General features: G+C 66.4%; 14 protein-coding genes. 6 read left to right on the forward strand and 8 right to left on the reverse strand.

Features of this window, described 5'->3' with window-relative positions:
• Positions 1 to 469 precede the first annotated feature (469 nt).
• Positions 470 to 1,813: a hypothetical protein gene (locus NNI01S_RS06050; protein ID WP_157114608.1), complete on the reverse strand. Its 1,344-nt coding sequence runs from the start codon at positions 1,811 to 1,813 to the stop codon at positions 470 to 472.
• A gap of 127 nt (positions 1,814 to 1,940) precedes the next feature.
• On the opposite strand from NNI01S_RS06050, the gene NNI01S_RS06055 reads away from it, so the two are divergent.
• A complete protein-coding gene (locus NNI01S_RS06055) occupies positions 1,941 to 2,843 on the forward strand; it encodes a helix-turn-helix transcriptional regulator (protein ID WP_063018252.1) in 903 nt (300 codons plus the stop codon).
• A gap of 348 nt (positions 2,844 to 3,191) precedes the next feature.
• Here the strand turns inward: NNI01S_RS06055 and NNI01S_RS06060 are convergent, their stop codons facing one another.
• Genes NNI01S_RS06060 through NNI01S_RS35220 form a run of 3 tightly spaced genes read right to left on the reverse strand, consistent with a single transcriptional unit; the run spans position 3,192 to position 7,558 of the window.
• Entirely contained in the window at positions 3,192 to 3,458 is a 267-nt protein-coding gene (locus tag NNI01S_RS06060; RefSeq protein ID WP_063018254.1) for a toll/interleukin-1 receptor domain-containing protein, read from the reverse strand.
• Between the two features lie 3 nt (positions 3,459 to 3,461).
• Positions 3,462 to 6,599, reverse strand: a complete 3,138-nt coding sequence (locus NNI01S_RS06065; protein ID WP_063018256.1) for a TIR domain-containing protein — start codon at positions 6,597 to 6,599, stop codon at positions 3,462 to 3,464.
• The gene (locus NNI01S_RS35220; protein WP_169812927.1) at positions 6,593 to 7,558 is read right to left on the reverse strand and encodes a hypothetical protein; all 966 of its coding nucleotides are present in this window, start codon (positions 7,556 to 7,558) and stop codon (positions 6,593 to 6,595) included. Before NNI01S_RS35220 ends, NNI01S_RS06065 begins: the two co-directional genes overlap by 7 nt.
• A 445-nt stretch (positions 7,559 to 8,003) precedes the next feature.
• Here NNI01S_RS35220 and NNI01S_RS06075 point away from each other — a divergent pair, with 445 nt between their 5' ends.
• Positions 8,004 to 10,352, forward strand: a complete 2,349-nt coding sequence (locus NNI01S_RS06075) for a serine/threonine-protein kinase (RefSeq protein ID WP_169812928.1) — start codon at positions 8,004 to 8,006, stop codon at positions 10,350 to 10,352.
• A 137-nt stretch (positions 10,353 to 10,489) separates the two neighbouring features.
• Here NNI01S_RS06075 and NNI01S_RS06080 read toward each other — a convergent pair whose 3' ends face one another.
• Complete coding sequence (locus NNI01S_RS06080) at positions 10,490 to 11,308, reverse strand: alpha/beta fold hydrolase (protein ID WP_063018263.1); 819 nt, start codon at positions 11,306 to 11,308, stop codon at positions 10,490 to 10,492.
• Between the two features lie 77 nt (positions 11,309 to 11,385).
• Between NNI01S_RS06080 and NNI01S_RS06085 the strand changes: the two genes are divergently transcribed.
• A complete protein-coding gene (locus tag NNI01S_RS06085; protein ID WP_245675987.1) occupies positions 11,386 to 12,210 on the forward strand; it encodes an AraC family transcriptional regulator in 825 nt (274 codons plus the stop codon).
• Positions 12,211 to 12,523: 313 nt separating this feature from the next.
• On the opposite strand, the gene NNI01S_RS06090 is transcribed toward NNI01S_RS06085, so the two are convergent.
• Together NNI01S_RS06090 and NNI01S_RS06095 are read right to left on the reverse strand one after the other, a co-directional pair.
• Positions 12,524 to 13,840, reverse strand: coding sequence for a ferredoxin reductase family protein (locus tag NNI01S_RS06090; protein WP_063018267.1), 1,317 nt, complete (start codon positions 13,838 to 13,840; stop codon positions 12,524 to 12,526).
• Positions 13,841 to 14,535: 695 nt separating this feature from the next.
• Entirely contained in the window at positions 14,536 to 15,777 is a 1,242-nt protein-coding gene (locus NNI01S_RS06095; protein WP_063018269.1) for a lipase family protein, read from the reverse strand.
• A gap of 634 nt (positions 15,778 to 16,411) precedes the next feature.
• Between NNI01S_RS06095 and NNI01S_RS06100 the strand changes: the two genes are divergently transcribed.
• The 3 genes from NNI01S_RS06100 to NNI01S_RS06110 all read left to right on the forward strand — a co-directional run bounded on the left by NNI01S_RS06100 (position 16,412) and on the right by NNI01S_RS06110 (position 19,565).
• The gene (locus tag NNI01S_RS06100; protein WP_063018271.1) at positions 16,412 to 16,726 is read left to right on the forward strand and encodes a hypothetical protein; all 315 of its coding nucleotides are present in this window, start codon (positions 16,412 to 16,414) and stop codon (positions 16,724 to 16,726) included.
• Between the two features lie 408 nt (positions 16,727 to 17,134).
• Entirely contained in the window at positions 17,135 to 18,538 is a 1,404-nt protein-coding gene (locus tag NNI01S_RS06105; RefSeq protein ID WP_063917323.1) for a cytochrome P450, read from the forward strand.
• Positions 18,525 to 19,565, forward strand: coding sequence for a terpene synthase family protein (locus tag NNI01S_RS06110; protein WP_063018273.1), 1,041 nt, complete (start codon positions 18,525 to 18,527; stop codon positions 19,563 to 19,565). Before NNI01S_RS06105 ends, NNI01S_RS06110 begins: the two co-directional genes overlap by 14 nt.
• A gap of 49 nt (positions 19,566 to 19,614) precedes the next feature.
• Here the strand turns inward: NNI01S_RS06110 and NNI01S_RS06115 are convergent, their stop codons facing one another.
• Positions 19,615 to 22,170, reverse strand: coding sequence for an ATP-binding protein (locus tag NNI01S_RS06115; RefSeq protein ID WP_157114609.1), 2,556 nt, complete (start codon positions 22,168 to 22,170; stop codon positions 19,615 to 19,617).
• Positions 22,171 to 22,180 lie beyond the last annotated feature (10 nt).

A 22,180-nucleotide genomic window follows, 5' to 3' on the forward strand; every position in this document is an offset into this window, starting at 1 on the left:
CGATCGAGTGCGGAAGCATGGCTTCGATCCAGCGGACCGCAAGCCCCGTGGGTTTTCGAATCAATTCGAGGTTCGGTGACGCCCGATGCCGACGGTATGGTCGTACCGGGCCGGCCGACGCAGATCGGAGGACCGGATCGTGACTTCGGAGACCGATATTCGACTTGATCGACAGTCGCGACGTAAGTCCTGGCCGGCCGTGACATCTGGCGTTGTCGCCGTCGCCGCAGCGGTGTTCGCCCTCGCACCGGCGTCAGCGCAATCCGCCCCCTGCAGCGCACCGGATGTCCCGGTGGAAGTCCCTATTCCCGGTGGCTTCCCGGGTTTCCCCGAGATTCTGCGATTCGTTCCGCCCGCGCCTCCGGTCCCGCAGATGCCACTCGGCAGAGCGGTGCCGCCCCGCGGGATTTCGTCGGATCGGATGGCATAGGGACGAATTCTGCCTGGACGACGCCGCAGGCGCGTGCGCTCAACTCGGCTCCATGCGCCCGTGTCGAGTTGCCGACGCCCTCGAGATCACGTCCCGTATCGCCGCCATGGGGGCCGGGGTGCGGCGCGGCGCGCGGGCTTTGCGCTTGGGCAGAGCGCGGATCACCATCCCGATCCCGCATCCGACCACGATCGCGAACGCGGCCCATTCCGAACCCGAGACGACCGTGACGGGGCCCCAATCGTGGAGACGATGCGGCGAGACCATCGTCCAGTCGAACGATTCGGTCCGGATGGGTGCCACCGTCGAGGGCCGCCACAGGATGGCGATGGCCAGAATGCTGCCCGCCGTTCTGGGCCGGAGGTAGGCCGCGCAGTAACCCGAGACGACGGCCAGCGCGGCTGTGGGGAGTGTACGCGCATTACCTGGTGGAACCAGGGCGGCGAACAGGGCGACCGCCGTGAGCAACCCGGCCCCGGCCAGCGGATTCGACAGCCGGATTCCGCCCAGGTATCCCAGCAGGATCAAGCCCAGCAGCAGCGGCACGCTCCACGAAGGTCGCGGCCCGTTGCCCACCGCGCTGCCGGTGGCGCTGAGCGCGACCGCCAGAAAGACCATGACACCGTCCCGGCGTGGGAGCAGCCACGCCGCGACGGCCGTGGCCAGCAGGGTGCACAGTGCCGTCACGATGAGCCCGATGCTGCCGTCGCCGTGACGGAAGCGCCACTCCGCGACGGCCAGTTCGGTCATCACGAGCACGATCGCCGCTATGACCGGGCTCAGCGGCAATTCGGGATAGATCGGCTCCGGCGTCAACCGCTGCCGGGTGAGCACCTGACACGCCAGGATCAGGACGGCTACCGCGGCGAGCAGCCACAGCGGCTGCGATTCGAACACCGACCACACCTGCGGTTCGGACGTCGCCCGGTGCGGGTTGCCCAGCAGTCCCGACGCCTGCGAGAGCGTGATGACCACGAAACACCCGACACCGCCCAGAACGAATCCCATCCCGGGTGCGCTGCGGCCGAGCACCGCCACGCCCGTCGCGCCGAGCAGGATCCCGCTGCCGATCGCGTCGAGGTAGGCGGTTGTCGTGAGGATGTCGGGCGAGGCGCTGTTCGTCTCGGCGGTGTGCGTGATCAACAGCAGGAGGGTCGCGCCGAGCGCGATCCACCACGCGGTGCGCGCTCGGGCCAGGCTGACCGCGACCACCGCGGTGACCGCCGCGACCAGCACACCGATCGCCGCCTCACGCGGCACGCTGAGCACCAGCCGATTGACCTGATAGGGCGTGCAATGGCAGCTGCGGCCGAAGCTGAGCGGCACGACCAGCAGCAACCCGGCCACCGCGGTAGCCAGGAAGGCCGTGACGCTTTCGAGCATCTCACTCCGCCGCACCACTCCACAGACGTACCCAGCGGGGCGGAACCGAACATCACCCCGCGGCCTTCCCTGAAACTGGTATCAGCAGCACCTGGATACCTCTGGCACGGTACGGGAAGATCTCAGGATGACCGATGTTGTCGACGTTCAGGCGGTCCGCAAAGCCCGGCGTGCCGAGCTGGGAGCCTTCCTGAAGTCCCGGCGCGCCCGCATCGCGCCCGAAGACGTGGGCCTACCGCCGGGCCCACGCAGACGTACCCCGGGCTTGCGCCGGGAAGAGGTCGCTCAGCTGGCCGGGATCGGGATCACCTGGTACACGTGGCTCGAGCAGGGCCGCAGCATCAATGTGAGCGTTCAGGTGTTGAATGCGGTGGCGCGGGTGTTGTCGTTGGATGCGGCGGAGAAGGCGCATTTGTATCGGTTGGCGGATGTGCCGACGGTGCCTTCGGTGGATGTGGGGTCGGTGTTGCCGGAGGAGTTGCAGGTGATTTTGGATCATTTGGAGCCGTTGCCGGGGGTCGTGTTGAGTGCGAGGTATGACGTGTTGGCGTTCAATTCGTCGTATGAGGCTTTGTGTCCGGGGTTTTTGGCGGGGGAGCGGAATGTGGCACGTCGGGTGTTTCTGACCCCGGAGTGCTGCAACGCCTATCGGCATAATTGGGATGATATGCGGCGGATGGTGGGCTATTTGCGTGGCGCGTATGCCAAGAATTTGGGTGATCCGCAGTGGGAAGGTTTCATCGCGGAGTTGTGTTCGGAGAGTGAGAGTTTCGCGTCGTTGTGGGCGTTGAATGATGTGGCGGTGCCTGCGAGTAGGACGAAGTCGGTGCGGAATTTGGCGGTGGGGGAGTTGGAGATGTTCTTGACGAGTATGTCGTTGCCGTCGGTGCCGCATGCGTGGATGCAGGTGTATACGCCGACCGATGAGGTGGCGTGGGGGAAGTTGCGGGAGTTGTTGGCGATGAGTCCGGAGGAGCGGGGGCGTCCGTGGGCGGAGCATCGGGAGCAGTATCACGCTGCGGCAGGCTGAGTAGCAGGCTCGTGGAGCCCGCTCGAGCCGGAGCCTGCCAGCCCTGAACATCCTGACGAGTCCGAGGTATGGTGTGGCGGGAGAGATCGGTCGGGAACGAGGTGTTCGATCGATTGCCGGTAGCGACGTCGGGTGAGCGTGGTGTTGGCCGACGGCGTGGAATCGCTGCGGGTTCATGGGTCTTCGGCGTATCTGCCCCTGTGCAGGCGGCCACCACGGCCGATCGAGACCAACCCCCGCTTGCCGGGACCCAGAAACCGCAGCAGACCGGTGGGCGAGATCGTCCCGCCCCCACTGAGGACGACCGGATCCGGCCGCGGCGTGCCGCGCGGCGCGACCGGCGCGATATTACTCGATCTCCTTGCCGACCCAGTGCGACTGCGCGGCCTGCGGAGAAGCCAGGAGCACGAAGTATCGGGAGCGACGCAGCGCATCCTCGATCTCGGCGGTCAGATCGTGCGCGGCGGAGAGGTCGGTACGGTCGCGGAATACCCGCAGAGCGCGGGGCCGGCTCCATGGTTTGGCCAGGCGTGCCAGGCCTTTTTTCAGTGCCGGAGCGATACCGTCATCCGCTGTGCGAGCGTAGGACAGAAAGACGTCTATGTCGGCGTTCATCCTCTAGCCCCCGGCGCCGGGGCAAACAGGCGCCATATACGCGGTACACAGCTGGTCGATCAGCAACGGAACCGTGATCGGGATCTCGATGGCGCGCCGCGCAGTCAGCTCGTCCTCTCGATACAGCAGGATGGTGATGAAACCATCCGATTCGTACAGTGCGATTCGTTGCGGATGCATGGTGGTGTCGACCGATTGGCGACTGGTCATGAGGCGGCGGCCGGTCGCGATGTCGTAGATCTCGAATGTCGAATCCTGGGCCACCACCACCGCGAGTGTGCCGTTATCGGCCAGGGCGAGGCCGACGATACGTTGCACCGTCACGGGAATCGTCGTTTGCTCTTCCCAGCCGCCGGAGGCGGATCGATAGATGCGTAGCAGCCCCTCGCCTTCGGCCATCCCCGCGATGAGCGAGTCCGACATCGAGACGCGCGCGCCCGGTCTGCTGATCTCCGCGGGCGCGGACATGGTACGGATGTCGGAGGAATCGCCGTCCCATTCGGTGATCTGCAGCCGTCCTGCGTCGTCGCGCCAAAGAATCCGGCCGCGGTCGCCGTCGATGCCGTAATCGACGACTCGGTCGGGCGGGATCGCGTCCACGAGTTTGCCGCTGTGGCAGTCGATCGTGCCACGCGGCCCCGCGGCTACCAGCAGCGCCTGTCGGGCCGACCTCTTGGACGTCTGGAAACCCGGAGCGGGAACGTACTTCGCAGGCCGCACGGCGCAGAAGTTGTCGGCGTCGCCGATCTTCCCGATTTCGGTGACCAGGACGGCGCGGGTTTCCGGCCCGAGGAAATCGGCGAGAATCTCCTTCCCCTCGGGGTGAACGGCGAGCACCTCGCCCACCTTCTCGTCGCGCCAGCTCTGCACCTTGCCGTTGGGCAGCACGATCCGCACATGGTCGTATCCCTTGATCACCCGGAGCACGCCCAGCGCGGTCGTCGTCTCCGGCAAAGGCATCTGCCGCATACCCCAGGGTTGATTGGAGGCGCCTTTGGTCGAAAGCACTTCGATCGGCAACTCGGCCTGGGCGATCGCGACCTTCGACTCGTCTGCGCTCAGCGCCAGCCCGTCGTATGCCGAGCTTTCCCGGAGAACGGCCTTTCCGGCTGCCCCATCGCCGCGGGCGAAGAATCGGAGCCCCTCGTCGACGGAGACGACACCGCAGTCCGGACCGGAGGTGGCAAAGCCGTTGAACCTGCGTGCGAGGCGGTCGGCGTCCACGGCCCAGACGGCCGTGGATCGGGTGCCGCCGGTGAGATACACCTGTTCACCGTTCGCGCAGGCCCCGAGGACGACGTCTTCCCCGGCTCGGCCCGCGCTCTGGGCCCACCCTGAGGGCAGCGCACGCCAGGTCTCGCGAGGCATATCGTTGGCCAGCGGCGGGTGCGCCGCTTCGCCGGGTGGCCAGACGATAGAGGCGCCATCCCGGAATACGACGACGAAACCGTTTCTGACAGGTCGGATCCGTGTCATGTGGAAGAACCGCTCCTCGCGCGCCCGGCTCTCGATGCGAACCGATCCGGGGGTGCCGGACATCGACACCGTGCCGTCCGCGGCTACTTCGGCGAGTTCACCGGTGAGTCCGGTCAGCGTCAGCCTGGGGGCGGAGTCGACGGCCTCCGGGCCCGCCGTGACTTCGGTGAGCGCGTATCCGTCCCGGTCCGGACGCCCGAGGAGCCAGCGCCGATCGTCTGCGCGGACGGCGAAGCCGCCCGAGTTGTCCAGCACATCGACCGTGCGCACCGGCTGATCACCGAGCCGATGCACACCGTCGGCGCGCACCACGGCGATGCCGCCCGCACCGGCGACGACGGCCGCCGGTTCTTCGTGCCGCACGGCGGCGCTCGACATGCCTACCAGTTCGGTCGTCTCGCCGGCATGGTTGGCGAAATACGAATTGCCGCGTGGTCCGTCTTTCTCTCGGGTGGTCACGATGAGCCCGCCGGCGAACGTGTGCAGTGTGCACGACCAGGAACGTGGCCAGGCGGCATCCAGCCTGCGGACCTCCCGGGTGGCCAACGAGATGATCAGGGGACCCGCGTCGCTGCAACCCGCGGCCCAGCGGGACCCGACCGAGGCGATCGCGCTGAGCTTCGGCACACGGAGCCGCGTCGCGAACAGCTGCCGCCCGGTCTCCAGGTCCCACTGGACCAGATACGAATCGCCCCCGTCCGGAGCATGCCCCCAGGCGAAAAGATGTGAACTGTCGCGTGAGAAGGCGACACCCGTGCCGGGATAGCCGGCGTCCGCACGCGGGAACTCGAACGCGTGCTGCAGTACGGCACTGGAATCCGCGACGGCGAGCAATGCGGCGCGGACGCTGGTGCTCGAGGAGAGTTGCGCGGCTTCGACGCCCAGCCGGATGCCGCGTGCTGCGGAGTCGCCGGCGGCGAGCAGCGCTTGCGCCGCGTTTGCTTCTGCTCTGGCCTGCACGGCCTCTCGGTCCGCGCGCACTCGATTGCTCTCGGAGCTACGCCAATTCGAGAAGGCCATGGTGGCCGCGACAAGCGCCATCACCAGCAGAATGCTCAGCGCGGAGACAATCGCCCTCGTCTGTCGCTGGCGGCGCTGCTGGTAGTTCGCCTCGGCGAGCAGCAGGTCCTCGGGACGTATCCCCGCGATCGGTGCGTACAAGCCGACCAGGGCGGTCTCGTCGGTACCGGTCAGAGAACTCTGCAGTTCGAGCCATTTCTGCTCCTCGGTGAAACGCTTCGAGAGCGCCGACGGCAGGAGTCGCGGTTCGGCGAAGTCATTGCGATCGTCATCCCACTTGAGATCTACCGACGGATCGTGCCGCACCAGGAACAGGCGGGACACGTCACCGCCGTTGTCCAACCAGTGCCGGATCTCGAGATCCACCCACGGAGACTTGTACGTGTCCGGACCCAGTAGGACGATCAGGCAGCGGGAATCCTCCAGCGCGTCCTTGATCTCCCCGCTGAGCCGGCCCGCGACGAGGGACTGGGTGTCCAAGAACAGGGAGATGAGATCGCCGTCGGGACGATGGCGTTTCGACAAGGCGACGAGCGCGCGCTGCAACTGGTGCGCGGCCTTGCTCGAGGTCTGCGCTCGGTAGGAGATGAACGCGTCGAAGCGCGGCCGCGATTCGCTTGTCGGCGTGGACGCTTCGTTCAGCACGACAGGCTCCCGGATGTGGCGGCCAGAACCGCGGACTTGGGGAACTCTCGACGGATGCCACCGGAGACCGCGACAACCGACCGTTTGTCGTCGACGCCCGTGTAGCCGATCGTATCGCCGCACGTCGGTCCGATCACCTGCGCCGCGCGGTCGGACTCGGCGAGTGCGTCTGTGAACGTTTGGGTTCGGACGTCGTAAGTACGGATCCATGACTGCGGCGCCGGATCGCACGTCTCGTTGCGCGGCGGTGCGTGCACCTGGCCGGTGACCACGACCTTGCCGTCGACCCAGCGCAGACTGTCGATGTAGAACCACGGATCGGACAAAGTGCCCGAGGACCTCATGCTGGCCAGGGGGCGATCGGGGTAGGTGTCCAGCTCGCGCATCTCCGCGAGATCGACCACGCGAAGATGGGCGAGGGTGTTACAGGCTCCGCCGGATCCGCCCGCGGTGAGCGCCAGATAGCGCTGGTCGGGCGAAACCTCGGCGTCGAAGGTTCTTCCGTCGATCATCAGGTAGTTCAGCAACTGCCCGGTGCGGGAGTATTGCGCGACGACCTGGGGCCCGCGGCGCGCGCCGCCGAGCCGCGAGATGTAGGTCAGGTAGATGTGCTCGTCCGTCGCCGCCAGCACGTCGGGCGGCCGGGAGTCCTCGTCGGTGCGTATGCCGAACCAGCGTTCGTTCAGTCGAGTCGACGGTGTGGAACGGATCTCTCCGAGGCTGCCGTCGAATTCGACGAGATCGAAGCCGTCCCCGGCCCGGTAGTTCGCCCGCGCGGTGATCGCGATGTCGCCCGCGAGCGCGACGCCGCGGCAGTCCATGCAAGGTACGGTACGGCGCGCACCCATTGCGTCGACGATGCCGATCGCGTCGCCGGACACCACGACCGCCGTGCCGGGGTCGCGCCAGGCAACGGCTGCACCGTTCCAGTTCCCTTCTTTGGGAGCGAAAGACGTCAATTTCCGAACGTCGGTGCCATCGGTGACAGCGAGACCGGAATCGGTGCTCAGGATTGCGAAACCCCGGCCCGTGCTGTTCGCTGTGCCGGTGTTCCGGTCACTGCCGCAGGCCGGCAGCACTGCAGCCGCTACGAGTATCGCGAGCAGCAGCCGTCGCGAAACGCGAAGACACACTTCCGCCCCCTATTGATGTCGAAGTATGCGCGGCCGACGACGCCGCAAATCGATCACCGAATGATTGCACGAAAGACGTTGCAGCGCTGATGATTGCGTCATCAGGGCTGAACAGGACCCGGTGCCCGTTTCGGACCCGATTCGAGTTCGTCCGGGAATATCTCGCAGATCTTTCAGGACATACGACCCGCACCGAGCACTCACAGAGTTGCCGATGTGGGCGGGATGCGCTGTGATCAATCTCGACATTTTGTTGGGGAGGTATCGCACGTTGGCCGCATTGGAGCCGGGGTCGGTGTTCGCCGGATACACCATCGAACGCCGGCTCGGTGCCGGGGGGATGGGAGAGGTGTATGTCGCCCGGCATCCCCGGCTGCCCCGCTCCGACGCGGTGAAGGTGCTCGCCGCGCAGTTCACCGGCGACGAATCGTACCGGCGCCGCTTCGAGCGCGAGGCCGATCTCGCCGCGTCGCTGTCGCATCCCGGCATCGTCAGCGTCCACGACCGCGGGGAATTCGACGGGCGGTTGTGGATCGCGCTGGAGCTGATCGACGGGACCGATCTGTCGGCATTGGTCACCGCCGCGCCGGGCGGATTGCCCGCCGCCGATGTGGTGCGGGCGGTCACGGAGGTCGCCCATGCGCTCGATTACGCAGGTGTTCGCGGGCTGGTCCATCGGGACGTGAAACCCGCGAACATCCTGCTCGCCGGGACCGGTCACTACCTGCTGACCGACTTCGGGATCGCCCGTATGGGCCCGGAGACCTCCGGGCTCACCGAAACCGGCCTGACCGTCGGCACGGTTGCCTACGCCTCGCCGGAACAGATGCAGGGGCTCCCGGTCGATCCGCGATCCGATCAGTATTCGCTGGCCGCTACCGCCTTTCATCTGCTCACCGGTGCTCAGCCGTTCACCGGCCCCAACCCGGTCGCGGTGATCATGGCGCATGCGCAGCATCCGCTCCCCAGTGTGCGCGAGCGGCGGCCCGATCTCGCGCCGCAGGTCGATTCGGTGCTCGCACGGGCAATGGCGAAAACTCCGGAGCATCGCTTCGCCACCACCGAGGAATTCGCGACCGCCCTCGGCCGGGCAGTCGCGGTCTCCGTACCGAACCCGCCACGGCCGGCCGCTCCCGCCGACCGTTACGCGGCCACCGTCGTCAATCCGGCCCCGGCCGCCCCCAGACCGCATCATCCGCCCCCAGCATCACCGGGTCTGGGTGCGCCCCGGCCGGGATCAACCGGTCGCCGGATATCTCTGCTCATCGGTGCGCTGGCTGCCGCGCTGGTGCTGGTCGTGGTGGGAGTGCTCGGGATCCGGGGGTTCCAGCACGACGCCGGCGCGGAAGAAGCCGCGCAGCTACCCCGCAGGCCTGTGACGCCCATACTTCCGCCTCTGGAGAAACGACCGGATACTCCGATCTGGACGCTGGGGGATATCCCGGGCACTCCCGCGGACCAGCCGAGTGGCCCCTCGGCGCTGGGCGGCGATTCCGAGGTCGTCCTCTTCGGCCGCACCGTCTATCCGGACCGCGGCGACGCACTCGAATATCTCGAGATCATCGATGCCAACACCGGTCGGCCCTGGGCCGGCACCCAACCCCTCGTGATCGATTCGACGGGTGACCTGAGTGCCGAGCGCTGTGTCGTCAGCGAAAGTCACACGGGGGCCGCCTGCCACCTCAACGGTCGTGACTCCGACACGCTGACAGTGGTCGATTTCGCGACGAGCCGAATCACCGCCACGGTGGCTGCCGCGGGCGATATCTCCGGCCTGACCGCCGCGGGTGAGCGTTTCGTTTTCGTGGACAGGCGGAGCTATGGTGCGTCGCCGGCACTGCGGTCGATCGGTGTGGACGGGCGGGAACTTCCCGCGATCGGCTGGCCAAAGGCGAATTCTTCGTCGAATACGCGACATTGGATAGATATCTTCGGGTTGGTCCGGTTGGCCGTGGTCAGGTCGGCACCGGACCCGGCGCAACCGCTGTCGAAGTGGGAATTGAAGGTGATCCGGCTCGAAGACGGAAAAGAAGTGTTCCGGCGGGACTCCGTCGAGGAGATCGCGGACGACGAATGGAACGTCTTCATCGACGGATTCGTCGTCGCCGGCGGTGCGGCACCGCCCGGGATCTACGACCGCAATGGCACGGAGACCGCGCAACTGCCGCAGGGCTGGCGGCCGAGTCAGCATCCGGTGATGTCGGGACCTGGGCCGGCCGAGACCTCGGTACCGACCGCGATCCAGGACGACGGCGACAAGACGACCTACGCGGGAATCAGTCCGCGCACTGGGGCCGTGCTGTGGGAACAGCAGTCCTTCAGCGCCGGCGACAGCTACGATCCACTCCTGTTGCGCGGTATCGGAAATCTGATCCTCACCTCGAAATCGGGCCGTGTGGTGGACGCGTATACCGGTGACTACGTGATCCCCGGCTACGTGCCGGAAGGCACCGAACTCGGCACCGACGGCAGCCGGATCGCCGTTGCCACCGACACCGCGGGTTCGGGATATTCACTGGAAGTATGGAGCCATAAGAACTCGGTGTGGGAGATAACCAGCAAGTCCGCACCGGTTTCGGTCGGCGGCAAGATCTACGTCGGAAACCTGCGGCTCTTCTGAACCAGCGCTGCACGTCTGCCGCCGCCGACCCCGGATCCGCCGCGCATCCGCGACGGAGAGGACGGCGAAGGCGTGCCACCCGGCGGAGGGTAAGCGCGTCGTCACAATCCCTCGACCAACCTCCCTGGGCAGTACATCTAGAGTGTGTAGTCGAGTATCGAGCGGGTGAGGGCGTCGCAGTCCTCGAGCATCGCCATATGCCCGACTCCGCGAAGGTATTGGAGTTCGGCGCCTGGCACCGCCTCGTATTGGTGTGCCGAGGCCGGGTCCCACCGAGGGTCGGAATCCCCGAAGAGCACGAGGAGGGGCTTCCCGGCGGCGATGAGCCGCTCGGGCACAGTCCCCGCGGCGATGTAGTCCATGTTGGCGGCGAGAATCGCGCGGAACGCTCGATAAGTCGTCCTTCGCAGATCGGCTACAGCCCCGTCGGGCACCGTGATCGGGGCAGCCGCAGTCGCTGCCAGTCCGCGGCGGATCATCGAATCGGTACGAATCGCCCACACGAGCGGGCCGAAAGGCGGCGAGGTGAGCGCCTTGATGATCGCCGGCTCGGGCAAGAGCGCTGTGTGGCTCGGCCCTGTGCTGACCAAGATCAGCTCGCCGACCAGGTCCGGACGACGCTCCACGAGGGCGGTAGCGACGTATCCTCCGCTGGAGTGACCGACCACCTTCAGATTCCGGAACCCGAGCTCGTCCAACACTACCGCTGTCCGATCCGCCTGCTGTGGAACGGCGTACGTGGACGCCCGCTCGGATCGGCCGCATCCCGGAAGGTCGATCGTGATCACCCGATACGCCGTGGCGAGCGACGGCACCACCGGCGACCACATCGAACCGGTTGCACCCGAACCGTGGATGAGCAACAAGGGCGGTGCTGCCGGGTCTCCGTCGATGACAATGTGCAACCCCTGGACCGTCGTGTCATCACATGTCCGGGTGGGACTCGATTCGCTCATACCGACAGCTTCGTCGCAGGCTCGTCGCACCGTCTTGTACGAATGTCACGTTATCCGATCCGGCTAGCCTGGCATGTGTGACCGCTGCTGGCCTACTGGACTGGAGTCGGGTCGAGGTCGTTATCCCGGCCGGTCTCCCGACTCCGGGAGTCCGGATGGCGGGTTTCCGTTACTCCGACATCGGCCCCGTGGACCTCACGATGATCCCGCATCCCTCGGTCACGCTCCTGCTCGATCTCACCGAGCGCGGAGTCGTCCACAACGGTCCCGGAGGCCCGGTCGTGGGGAACGCGATCATCGGCCTCCGCGCCGGCGCCTTGCGCATCACCAGCGCGGGGGTCGGCGAAGTCTTGCAGATCCGTCTGTCCCCCGTCGTCGCCGCAGCGATTCTCCGAGACACCGATGTGATCGGTGGTGCGGTGACACCGTTGCCGCAACTGTGGGGCGGCAGCGCTGCCATCTTGACCGACCGGCTCCGTTCGACACCGTCGTGGGACGACCGGTTCGCCCTCGCAGGCGCGTTCCTTCGAAGCCGGGTGCCCGGCGAATTCGCTGTAGCAGCTGAATTCGCCTACGCCTGGGAACGGACTGTCAGGACCGGCGGGCGCCTCCGGATCGAGGCCATCGCCGCCGAGACCGGCTGGACCCGCCAGCGACTCTGGTCTCACTTCCGGAACCGGATCGGAGTCTCGCCCAAACATGTGTCCGAACTCATCCGCTTCGACCATGCCGCCCATCTCCTGGTGGCAGGTCGCTCGCCCGCGGATGCCGCGGTCGAGGCAGGCTATGTCGACCAATCTCATCTTCATCGTCGAACCAAAGCGATCACCGATATGACCCCGACCCTGGTCGCGAGCGCACCGTGGCTCGCGATCGACGAAACTGCGTGGCCGACGGGCTGAACCCGCAGCCGACTGGATATCGATGGCCTGCCCGGCGGGCACATGAGACCGGGATGACCAGGACGAAGTCGGTGCGGAATTTGGCGGTGGGAAAGTTGGAGATGTCTTTGACGAGTATGTCGTTGCCCCCTCGGGAGCGGTATCACGCTGCGGCAGTGTGAGTTCAGCGCGGCGGGTCTGCATCCCGAGTCGCGTACGGGTAAGGGTTCAGGCCATTGTCAGGGCGAACCAGGCGCAGGCGGCGAGTAGGACGAGGGTGATCACCCAGACGGCGCGGGTGGTGTAGGTGTGTCGCACAGCGGGCCTCCCGGGGTCAGACGAAGGCGAAGCGTTCGGTGTGGATGCGCTCCGCCGGGATCTTCATGACGGCCAAGGCGTCCTCGACGGCGGTGACCATGGGGGTGGGGCCGCAGATGAAGTACTGCTGGTGGCGGTATCGGACGGGGAGGTGTCGCTGCAGCAGTGCCCGGTCGACGAACCCGCTCTCACCGTCCCAGCCCGACGGTGGGTCCTGCGGCACAGGCACGCTGGTGAGGTCCAGGCGCCGTGCCAACGCCGTGATTTCGGTGTCGAAGGTTTGCTCGGCCATGGTCCGGACCGCGTAGATCAGCAGGTACGGGCGGCGGTCACCGCGGTCGGCCATGGTGCGCAGGATCGACATCATGGGGGTGATACCGACACCGCCGGCGATCAGGACGAATCCGGGGCCCTCGTTGCGGTCGGGGGTGAACACCCCGTGCGGGCCGTCCAGGTAGGCGCGGGTGCCGGGCGCGATGTCGCCGATGGTGGAGGTGAAGTCGCCGAGGGCTTTGATGGTGATCTCGATGCGGTCGTGGTCCTCGGCGCTGGAGGAGAAGGAGAACGGATGGGCTGTGATGGCGAACGGGGATCGGTCGACGGTCAGCCAGCCGAACTGTCCCGGTGCGAAACGGAAGCCGTCGTGTCCGGTCGGGGTCAGGGTGAGAGTACTGGCGTCACCGCGTTCGGTGGTGACTCGTTCGACGTTCCACGGCCGGCGCAGCCGCCGTAGCGGTGCGAGGACACGCACCCACACCAGTAGGCCGATCAGGGCCGTGGTCATCACGATCCACAGCCACGCTTTCCACGCGGTGTCGAGGTAGTAGCCGACCAGCAGCATATGCGCCAACGCCAGAGCCACGACGGCCACCGACAGCGCACCGTGCAGCAGTTGCCACACCTCGTAGCGGATCCGCAGTCGCTGCCGCCATACCGAGGTCGCCACCACGAGCAGCAGCAGCGCGGTGGAGGCGAGCGCGCAGCGGGCACGCCACGGCGACTCGGCGAGGTTCAGCAGCGCCACGATGTCGATCCCGCCGATCTGTAGCAGCATCGGGTGGGCGAGGACGAACGCCAGCGCCGCGTAGGAGATCTGGCGGTGGAACTGCACCAGCGCGTCTTCACCGAACGGTGCCGCGACGGCCCGAAACCGGGCGACCAGCGCGAATTGGGCGCCGAGCATCGCCATCCCGACGAACCCGAGCGCGACCGAGAACTCCACCCAGAACCCGCGACCGCCTTCGACAGGACCGATCACAGCGAACACGAGCGGCACCACGGCTACCGCCACGTACAGGACGATCCATCCGATCCCCCGCACCACCACAGGCACCGATGACCTCCCGATCGAAGGGCTGTCCGGCTGCGCCCGACCGGAACGCGTCCACGCTAACCGAGCCCCGAAGGCCCGGCACGGCTCCATGTCCTGGCGTGTCGGGGCCAGTACGACCCAGCCCGTACCTCGCTGAGCGCGCGCGGGATACTCCGATGTCGAGCGGTCGGCCCGGATCGGTTCGCCGATCATTCGCACGCATCCGAACCGGTGTTCGTCGGCGAAGGCGCACAGCACCCCGGGTTGATTCGGCCCGGTTGGCGGCCTCGACGGCCGTATCCATGAGGTTTTCCGAGTCCGCGTCCGATCAGAGCTCGGCGCCCACCAGCTCGAGCTTCCTCGCCCGTCGGCGGTCGGACCTTCGCTGACCCGCGAACTTCGACGTCGCAATTCGGCCCCTGAACGAGGGGAAATCTGGACTATCCGCTGGGCAGTCGCACCCTATCGGCGAGCGTGCCGAGGATGCGATGCAGGTCGGTACGCTCGGCGGCGGTGAGGTCCGTGGTGGTCTGGCGTCGTTCGACACAACGTGGTCGTGGCGGCCGATCGCCGGGGCCGAGGCTCGTCGACCGACCTGTTGTCGTCGCCGAGCTGCCCGCCTGAATCGACCGCCACGTCCTGCCCCTTCGGAGCGCTTTCGCGCTGTACCGGATCGAAGCTCGCGGGCCACCCGGTGCGTGGCCCGCAGTGTCAGATCATGCGGGGGTGGGGTCGAACTCTGCGGTGACGCGGTCCACGAAGTTCTTGGCTTCGGGGCTGTCGTGGTCGGTGGGCAGCTCCACGGGCTGTCCGTTGAGCGGGACGGTCACCGGCCGACGGTTCGCCAGTACCTTTTCGGCGCCGTCGCCGAGCCGTTGGCCGGCCAAGGCCAGGACGCGGTTCATCACGGTGTCGGTGCCGACCGGCGGGAGGGCTACGACGCCCTGCGGCCACTGCACGCCTGTGATTTCGAAGAAGTCATGATACCCGTCAATGTGCTGGTACCCGACCTGTTTCATGTACAGATCATCCGATGTCGAGCCTTGCGTTTGATCGATCTCATCGTTGAACGTGCCTTGGAACACGCCGCGGGTGGGGTCGAAGTGCGCATACTGGCCTGATACGGATGCCTGAATCTTGAGCAATTCCAACAGGACCTGCATACCAGCCGGAGCAGGCTGGTTGTTCTTGGAGTAGAGAGCCTTGGCTGCCTCGATGTCGGGCGGGTTCCACATGTGCGGGACGATATCGAGGTCGTTGGCGTAGCGCTGCACTCGTTGCAGGCGTTGGCTGGTGTAGTCGACGAATTCCTGATTGCAGAAACTCGGTCCGGCGGTCGAGAGCACGCTGATCCTGGCTTTCTCGGAATTGTCCCAGAGCCACTGGGTGTCGCGCAGGAACAGGGCCATCGTGAGTGACAGGGCACCGCCGAGGCTGTGGCCGGTGACGGTCAAGTCGATCGCCTTGTCGCCGAGCGCGCTGAGGAACTCGGGCAAAGTGTGACCGGCGCCGGGACGGTTGCCGGAGGGCCTGATATTGATGAGGGTTTTCACCCCGATGGCCGTGCCGATCGTGTGCAAGGCGGCATTATTCGCGAACCACGGTGTCTGGAGAATAAAGGAGTCCTCGACGAGCCAGTCGAACACCAGTGCGTCGGTGCTGCCGGCCATGGCGATCACGTACCGAGAGCGATCCTCGGTGCTTCGCACCATGTACAGGGCGTTGACCGCGAACAAGTCGGTGTCGAACAGCGCGACTCCCGGACCCCAGACGATCTCCCACCCTCCGATGACCTCCTGGTTGGTGTCGAGATACTGCTGGATCTTCTGCGAGAGCGTGCCCTCCAGGTCGCCGTCTTCTTTGCTGATGGTGTTGACCAGATTCGCGTACTCGCACAGCTGGTATGTGATCTTGTCTTGCAGAGTCGGCTCATTGATCGTCGTGGATTGTGCAGTCATGTACCGCTCCTTGCCGTATGAGTTTCATCCGAAACAGAGAGGAGAAAGCGGTGACGCGAATTCACACGCCGCATCCGCATCGGGGACAGAACGTCCCGGACCGGTAGCTGCGTATATGAGTCTAGACGATTCACCACACGTGCGGACGAATAACCTGCCTGGCCGGGATTCGACTGCTCGCGCGCCGACGGGAGGCCGGTCCGCGCGGTCACCGGAGACGCTGGTAGCCACGAGGGGGAGCGCAGTATCGGGGAGGTCGGTGAGCAGCAGGCTGCGGTGGTACGGATAGCCGTTCGGTGGTGAAACAGGCGCCGCGGCCCGAGGTCGGGCGCCTATACCTGGTACAGGCGCTCCAGCTACCGATGTGTCCTTTCTACCTATCCCGCAATCCTCGGTTTGTCGGTGGTCAGCGGCTACGCCCAGCGGGATCGAGGGGTTCTCGCGGGGCGTGGTCGCGAACCGCACCGCGGAACGCGCGGTGACAACGGCGAAAAACCCGGACGGCAGTCCACCGCCGGGTTCGGACGTACGAGAGCCGGCCTCCGCGCTGGTGGGAGATCGGTGGAAAGGGTTGCCGTCGGCCGAGGCAGACGCTTGTCCGAGCCGGTCGGCACGAACAGAAATGGTGTCTGCGATGACCGACGTACTGCCCCTTGCCTACGGGTACATGCGCGACGATCTGCTCGGCGAACGCGACGCAGCGGAAAACACATTACGAGCTGCCGCGATCGCGCTCGGCTACGAGCTGGGAACGGTGTTCCATGAGCCACGATGCGGGAGTCAGGGGCTTCCACCCGCGTTCGTCGATCTGCTCACGGAATGTCGGCGGGCCGACGCGGAGGCAGTGATCACACCACGTGGCCATCTGTCGGAGACAGTAACCCGAACCGTCCTGCAGACGGTCCTGGTAGCGCGTTGCGAGTTGATCGTGCACGAGGTCGGCTCCTGATGCCGAACAGACCCGACACGATCTGCCGCACCTCTTCAGCGGGGTCGACCTGCCCGTCACCCGCGTCGGTCGCAGCACCGAAGCCCACCCCCGCGGCATGTTCGAAAGCCACACTGCGCTCGTACCCCGAATCCGCACCGTCGGGTTCCGGTTCGGACCCGGGCTGGCAACTGACCCCGGCCGATTGGAGAGCGGTGGCCGGTTGGCTCGATCCCGGCCGCACTCCACTCGAGGGTCTGATGGGTTCGGAGTGACCGGTTCGCCCGCCCCTGGGTCACCGTTCGATGGTGCTGCAGATCGAATACGAAGGTAAGCAGGTGGTAGATATGCCGCTAGAGGAAGTAGGGAGTGTCCGCGCATTCAGCTCGAGTGCTACTGCGCGCACTCGTCTTCGGTCGGTTGCCTGCAATGGCTGAGTCAGAGGTCCCACTGGCCTCGGGTGCGGTCCGGCCGGTCGGTCATGCGGTGGCGTTGCTGCGAAACCCGCTGGCATTCCTGTCCTCTCTGGCCGCCGCCGGCGGTGAGCTCGTGAAGATACGGATCGGTCCCGGGGCCGCGGTCGTGGTGTGCGACCCGGACCTTGCCGATCGAGTCCTTCGTGACGATCGCACTTTCGACAAGGGTGGCCCGCTGTTCGACATAGCGCGGAAAGCGGTGGGTGACAACGTGATAACCTGCCCGCACAGTACGCATCGTCGGCAACGGCATTTGATCCAGCCGACTTTCAGCCGCTCTCGGCTCGAAAACTACGGCCGAGCGATGACGGCCGAGGCCGACGCTATGACCGCGGCTTGGATCGACGGTCAGGTCGTGGATATGTTGGCCGAGGCATTGCGCCTGGCTACACAAACCGTGATGGCGACTATGTTCTCCGGCGCACTCGCACCGCGCGTCCGCGATCGAGCATTGGACGACGTCGCGGCTATCGTCAACGGATTGTACCGGCAGATGCTGTCGCCGCCGCTGCTGAATCGGCTGCCGACTGCCGGGAATCGCCGGTACGGGCGAGCGCACGCCGGTCTCCGCGAATTGATGAAGACAATTGTCGCTGAACGGCGGATCGATGGCACCGACCATGGGGATCTGGTTTCGGCCATGCTCGCGGCCCGAGTCCCCACCGAAACAACCACAACCGCCGACACCAGCGTCGGCATGACCGACAGCCAGATCTGCGATCAGCTCATGTCCTTCTTCATCGCCGGATCAGAGACCACCGCGAGCGCGCTGGCCTGGGCATTACATCTGCTCATGGCGCATCCCGAGATCGAGGAACGTCTGCACCACGAAACGGACCGGGTCCTCCACGGGGCTCCGGCCCGCTACCAGGATCTGCCCGACCTGCCGCTGACGGGACACATCATCACCGAAGCATTGCGGCTGTATCCTCCCGGCTGGTTGTTCACCAGAACGGTCACGGCCGATACTCGACTGGGCAGCTACGACCTTCCCGCCGGAACCTCTCTGGTGTACAGCCCTTATCTCCTGCACCGGCGCAGCGATCTCTTTCAGCACCCGAATCGCTTCGATCCCGACCGATGGGTCACCACACAACCGCCGATCCGGCGGAAGGCGTTCATGGCATTCGGCGCCGGCCCGCGGCGATGCATGGGCGAGGCCTTCGCGATCACCGAACTGTCACTGGCACTGGCCACGATCGCCAGCCGGTGGCGGATTCGCCATCGAGTCGGCAAACGGGTCCGTCCCGCGGTGGCGATGGCCCTGCGTCCGCGCGAACTGCGAATACGCGTCCATTCAGCGAGTCGGGGCGTTGCTCTGCCGTCTGCGGGGAGGTCACCGGATGAGGGTCGGTGAACAGCCCGGTCTGCCCGGGATCTTCTGCCCGATCGAATCGAACGTCCATCCTGCGGTCGACGCGATCGAAGATCGGTCGATCGATTGGCTGAGAGCCGGCGCGTTCCTCGATGATCACCACCAGGGACGCGCACTGGTCGCGACCAGGTCGGCGGAGTTCATGGCGAGGATGGCGCCTCACGGCCGCGTCGATCGATTGCAGATCGCTTCGGATTGGGCCTACTGGGGGTTCGCATTCGACGATCGCTTCGACCGTGGCCCGCTGTCGAAGGATCTCGGTGGGTTCGTGTCCTATGCCAACAAGATCGTACGCATGCTGGAGGCGCCCGGATCGCAACTGATGGAGGCAGATCCGCTGGCACGCGGGCTCATCGATATCTCGACACGGTTCGCCGACTGTGTGCCGCCGGTTCAGCATCGTCGATGGACTCAGGCCCACCGTGCTTGGCTGTTCGGGGTCTGCGCCGAGATGAGTACGACCACGACGCCGAGCGTCGACGAGTACCTCGCCATCCGGATCAACAACGCGGCGGGTGAGATCGTCACCGTCAGCACAGAACTGGTGAACGCATACGATCCTCCCGCCGCGGAGTTGGAGCTGCCTCGGGTTCGGGCACTGACCGAGATGGCACGGGTGCTTGCGGCACTGGACAACGACTTACACTCCCACCCCAAGACAGTGGCATTGAACGAAAGCAACCAATACGATCTGCTGACCGTGATCGCGGCGCGCCATGCCTGCGGACCGGACGAGGCCATCGCGCGAGCCGTGCGGTTGCGCGACCGGATCATGTGCCGTTTCCTCCTCGCCGGAGCGCAGACCAGCGGGTTGAGCAGAGACACCCGTGACTATCTCCACGGTCTGCGGCACGTGGTCCGCGGCAACCTCGATTGGGCACTGGACGTGGATCGGTACAAAGTCGACGGTCGAACTGTGGCCGACCGTTTCACCATCAACGACTCACCTGCCGATTCATCACCCGATGCTCCAGGACTCTCGTCGATCAACTGGTGGTGGCAGGTATGACGCGGCGCGATTCGCCTCGCCACCGGCGTGACGCGGCCCTCTGCCGGGATCAGAGACGAGGCTTCGAGCGGCCGCGCTGTGGCCTGCGCGCGGCTTCGGCGCTCACGCGGGCCTGTTGATCGGCAGGTACAAGAGAGCGGATAGCCGCTCGGGAGCCGATCATCAATTTGTGAAGTACGGCGGCCATTTGCGCGTCGACAGTCTTGAAGGAACTGCCGCGCCGGGCAGCGATGGCCGTGTTGGTCCACCCTGCCGCGGCGAGTACGGCGACCTCCTGCTCGGCCTCCGACAACTGTTGCCACGGCGAGGGGCGGCTGCGCCGGACCGGATGTTCGACGGGCAGCCTGTCCATGGACAGGTTTCCCAGCGCCAGCTGCGCCACTTCGCCCAACTCCGGCCGCAACAGCGCACCCTCTCGTTCGGCCTCCGCGAATGCGTTGTCGCCCAGAACTCTCCGGGCGGTGTCTGCGGCCAATTCGGTCTCGGTGGCGAACGGGCCGAGGTGGGCGATATCCACGCCGAGCCCGGCGCGAAGCGTGGCCCCGCCGCCCAGCAGGCGGGCGATATCGCGCGCCTGGGCCGTCACGGCTGCGGAGAGTTCATCGTCGAGCATGCGGGCCAGGGTCCAGGCCAGCATGTGCACGGCCCAGACCGCGCCCCACCGGTCGCGCATCGCGAGCTGATCCGACAATGTCGCGCGCCCCACGGCAAGCGCCTCTTCCATGTCGCCGTGCTTACTCGACGCGACCACCCATGCCAGTTTCGCCCAGCAGATCGCCCATTGGGCACCGGAACGCTCGGCATTGCCGAGGTGGGCGCGGCAGGTTTCCAGCGCTTGTTCGGCCGTGCCGAAGAACGCGGCGGCCAGCGCTTGGAACAGTTCGCTCATCGCGGCGCCGCCCTCGTCCCCCTCCACGGCGAAACGCGCCCGTGCCCGGGCCAGGACGTCGATCGCGCGCGTATCGCAGCGGATCAGCATCAGCTCGGCGCCTCGGGCGAATTCGACCGCAGCGGGGAGCCCGAGGTCCACGTCGGGTTCCTCGCGCCAGCGCAATCGGTCTGCGGCGCCGGGCACACAGCGGGCGACGCATTCGTCGAGCAGGTGTTCGGCATCTTGGTGCACCCCCTGGCACATGCTGATCCAGGCAATCAGGGACATCGCCACGACCTGCAGCGGTACCGGCTCGGGGTCGAGGTCCCGGGTTGCCGCGAGCGCGCGCTCGGCCCACCGGCGCGGTTCCCGCAGTGAGCCGGTCAAGAACGGGATGCGCAAGGCGATCAGCCCGGCAGCGATCTCGAGTCCGACCGCCGCCTCGCCCGGCGTGGCGATACTGCTTTCCATGGCCGACAGCAGGTTGTCCCAGGCCACTCGCGCCCAATCGAGCAGCGCCTGCTCGTCGGGCCCGAACCAACCGGCACGGGCCGCGGCCACCTTGTCGCGGTAGTAGCGTCGGTGCCTGCGTGCCAGCCGGTCGGCTTCCGCACCGTGGTGCCGCAGGCGTTGCTGGGCGAAGAGGCGAATGGTTTCGGCCATCGAATATCGCACCGTGGTCTCGGTCAAGTGGATCGACACCAGGGACTGATCCACCAACCGCACCAGCAGGCCTTCGATCTCGTCCCGGGCCAATCCGTCCGCGCCACCAGGGTCGTCGTCGGCGCAGACCGCTTCGATGGCTTCCAGTTCGGCGCCGACGTCCTGTCCGGCCGCGTCGGGGCTGTCGCTGCCCATGTCGTACCCGGCCGCGAATACCGACATGCGGTCGAACAGCAGGCGCTCCTTGTCCCGGCAGAGATCGTAGGACCATGCGATGACATCGCGGATGCCCCGATGCCGGACGTCCGCTCCGACTCTGGGTCCGTTCTGCCACTGCAATCGCCGGTCGCCCGCCTCACCGCTGAGGTCACGCAGAATCATCGGCAGCGGCTGACGGGACAGTCGTGCGGCCGCCAGCCGGATGTAGAGCGGGTGGTTGTGCACATGTCGGCAGATCGCGGATGCCAGCTCGCTTTCCTCCGCGGCGAGGGTATGCCCGACGAGGTCCGCGCGGGCGCGGAACAAGGCCAGCGCCTGCTCGTGCGAGAGCGCGGGCACCGGCACCAGCTGTTCGTCGACCCACCCGATTGCCTCGCGGCTGGTGGCCAGCACGGTGAGCCCGGGCGCCGCGTCGAGGAGGCCGGCTATCACCGCGCCCGCACCGTCCAGCACATGTTCGCAGTTGTCCATGACCAGGATCGTCTGCACGTTCCGCCCAGCTGCGTCGCGGCGGCGCAGCGTGTGCAGTACCGCGTCCCATGCCGACCTCCCGGAGAAATCGGCCTCGATCACCGAGCCCGCGACCTGTTCCTCCACCGCTGTCGCCTCTGCGCCCCGGGGCAGTACCGCCAGCCGTACCCAGTGCACCGGGACGCGACGCGCCCGTTGGAAGCGCTGCACAGCCTCGGTTGCCAATCGGGTCTTTCCGATGCCACCCGCCCCGATCAACGTCACCAGGCGAGTACTGCCCAGCAACGCCATCCCGATTCTTTCCAGCTCCCGATCGCGGCCCACGAAATCGTTGGCCGCCGCAGGCGGCAATCCACTGACAGAAGTTCGGCCCGCCGACACACAGGCAGCG

It is taken from the genome of Nocardia niwae NBRC 108934 = DSM 45340 (assembly GCF_001613465.1).
Classification (GTDB): Bacteria; Actinomycetota; Actinomycetes; order Mycobacteriales; family Mycobacteriaceae; genus Nocardia; species Nocardia niwae.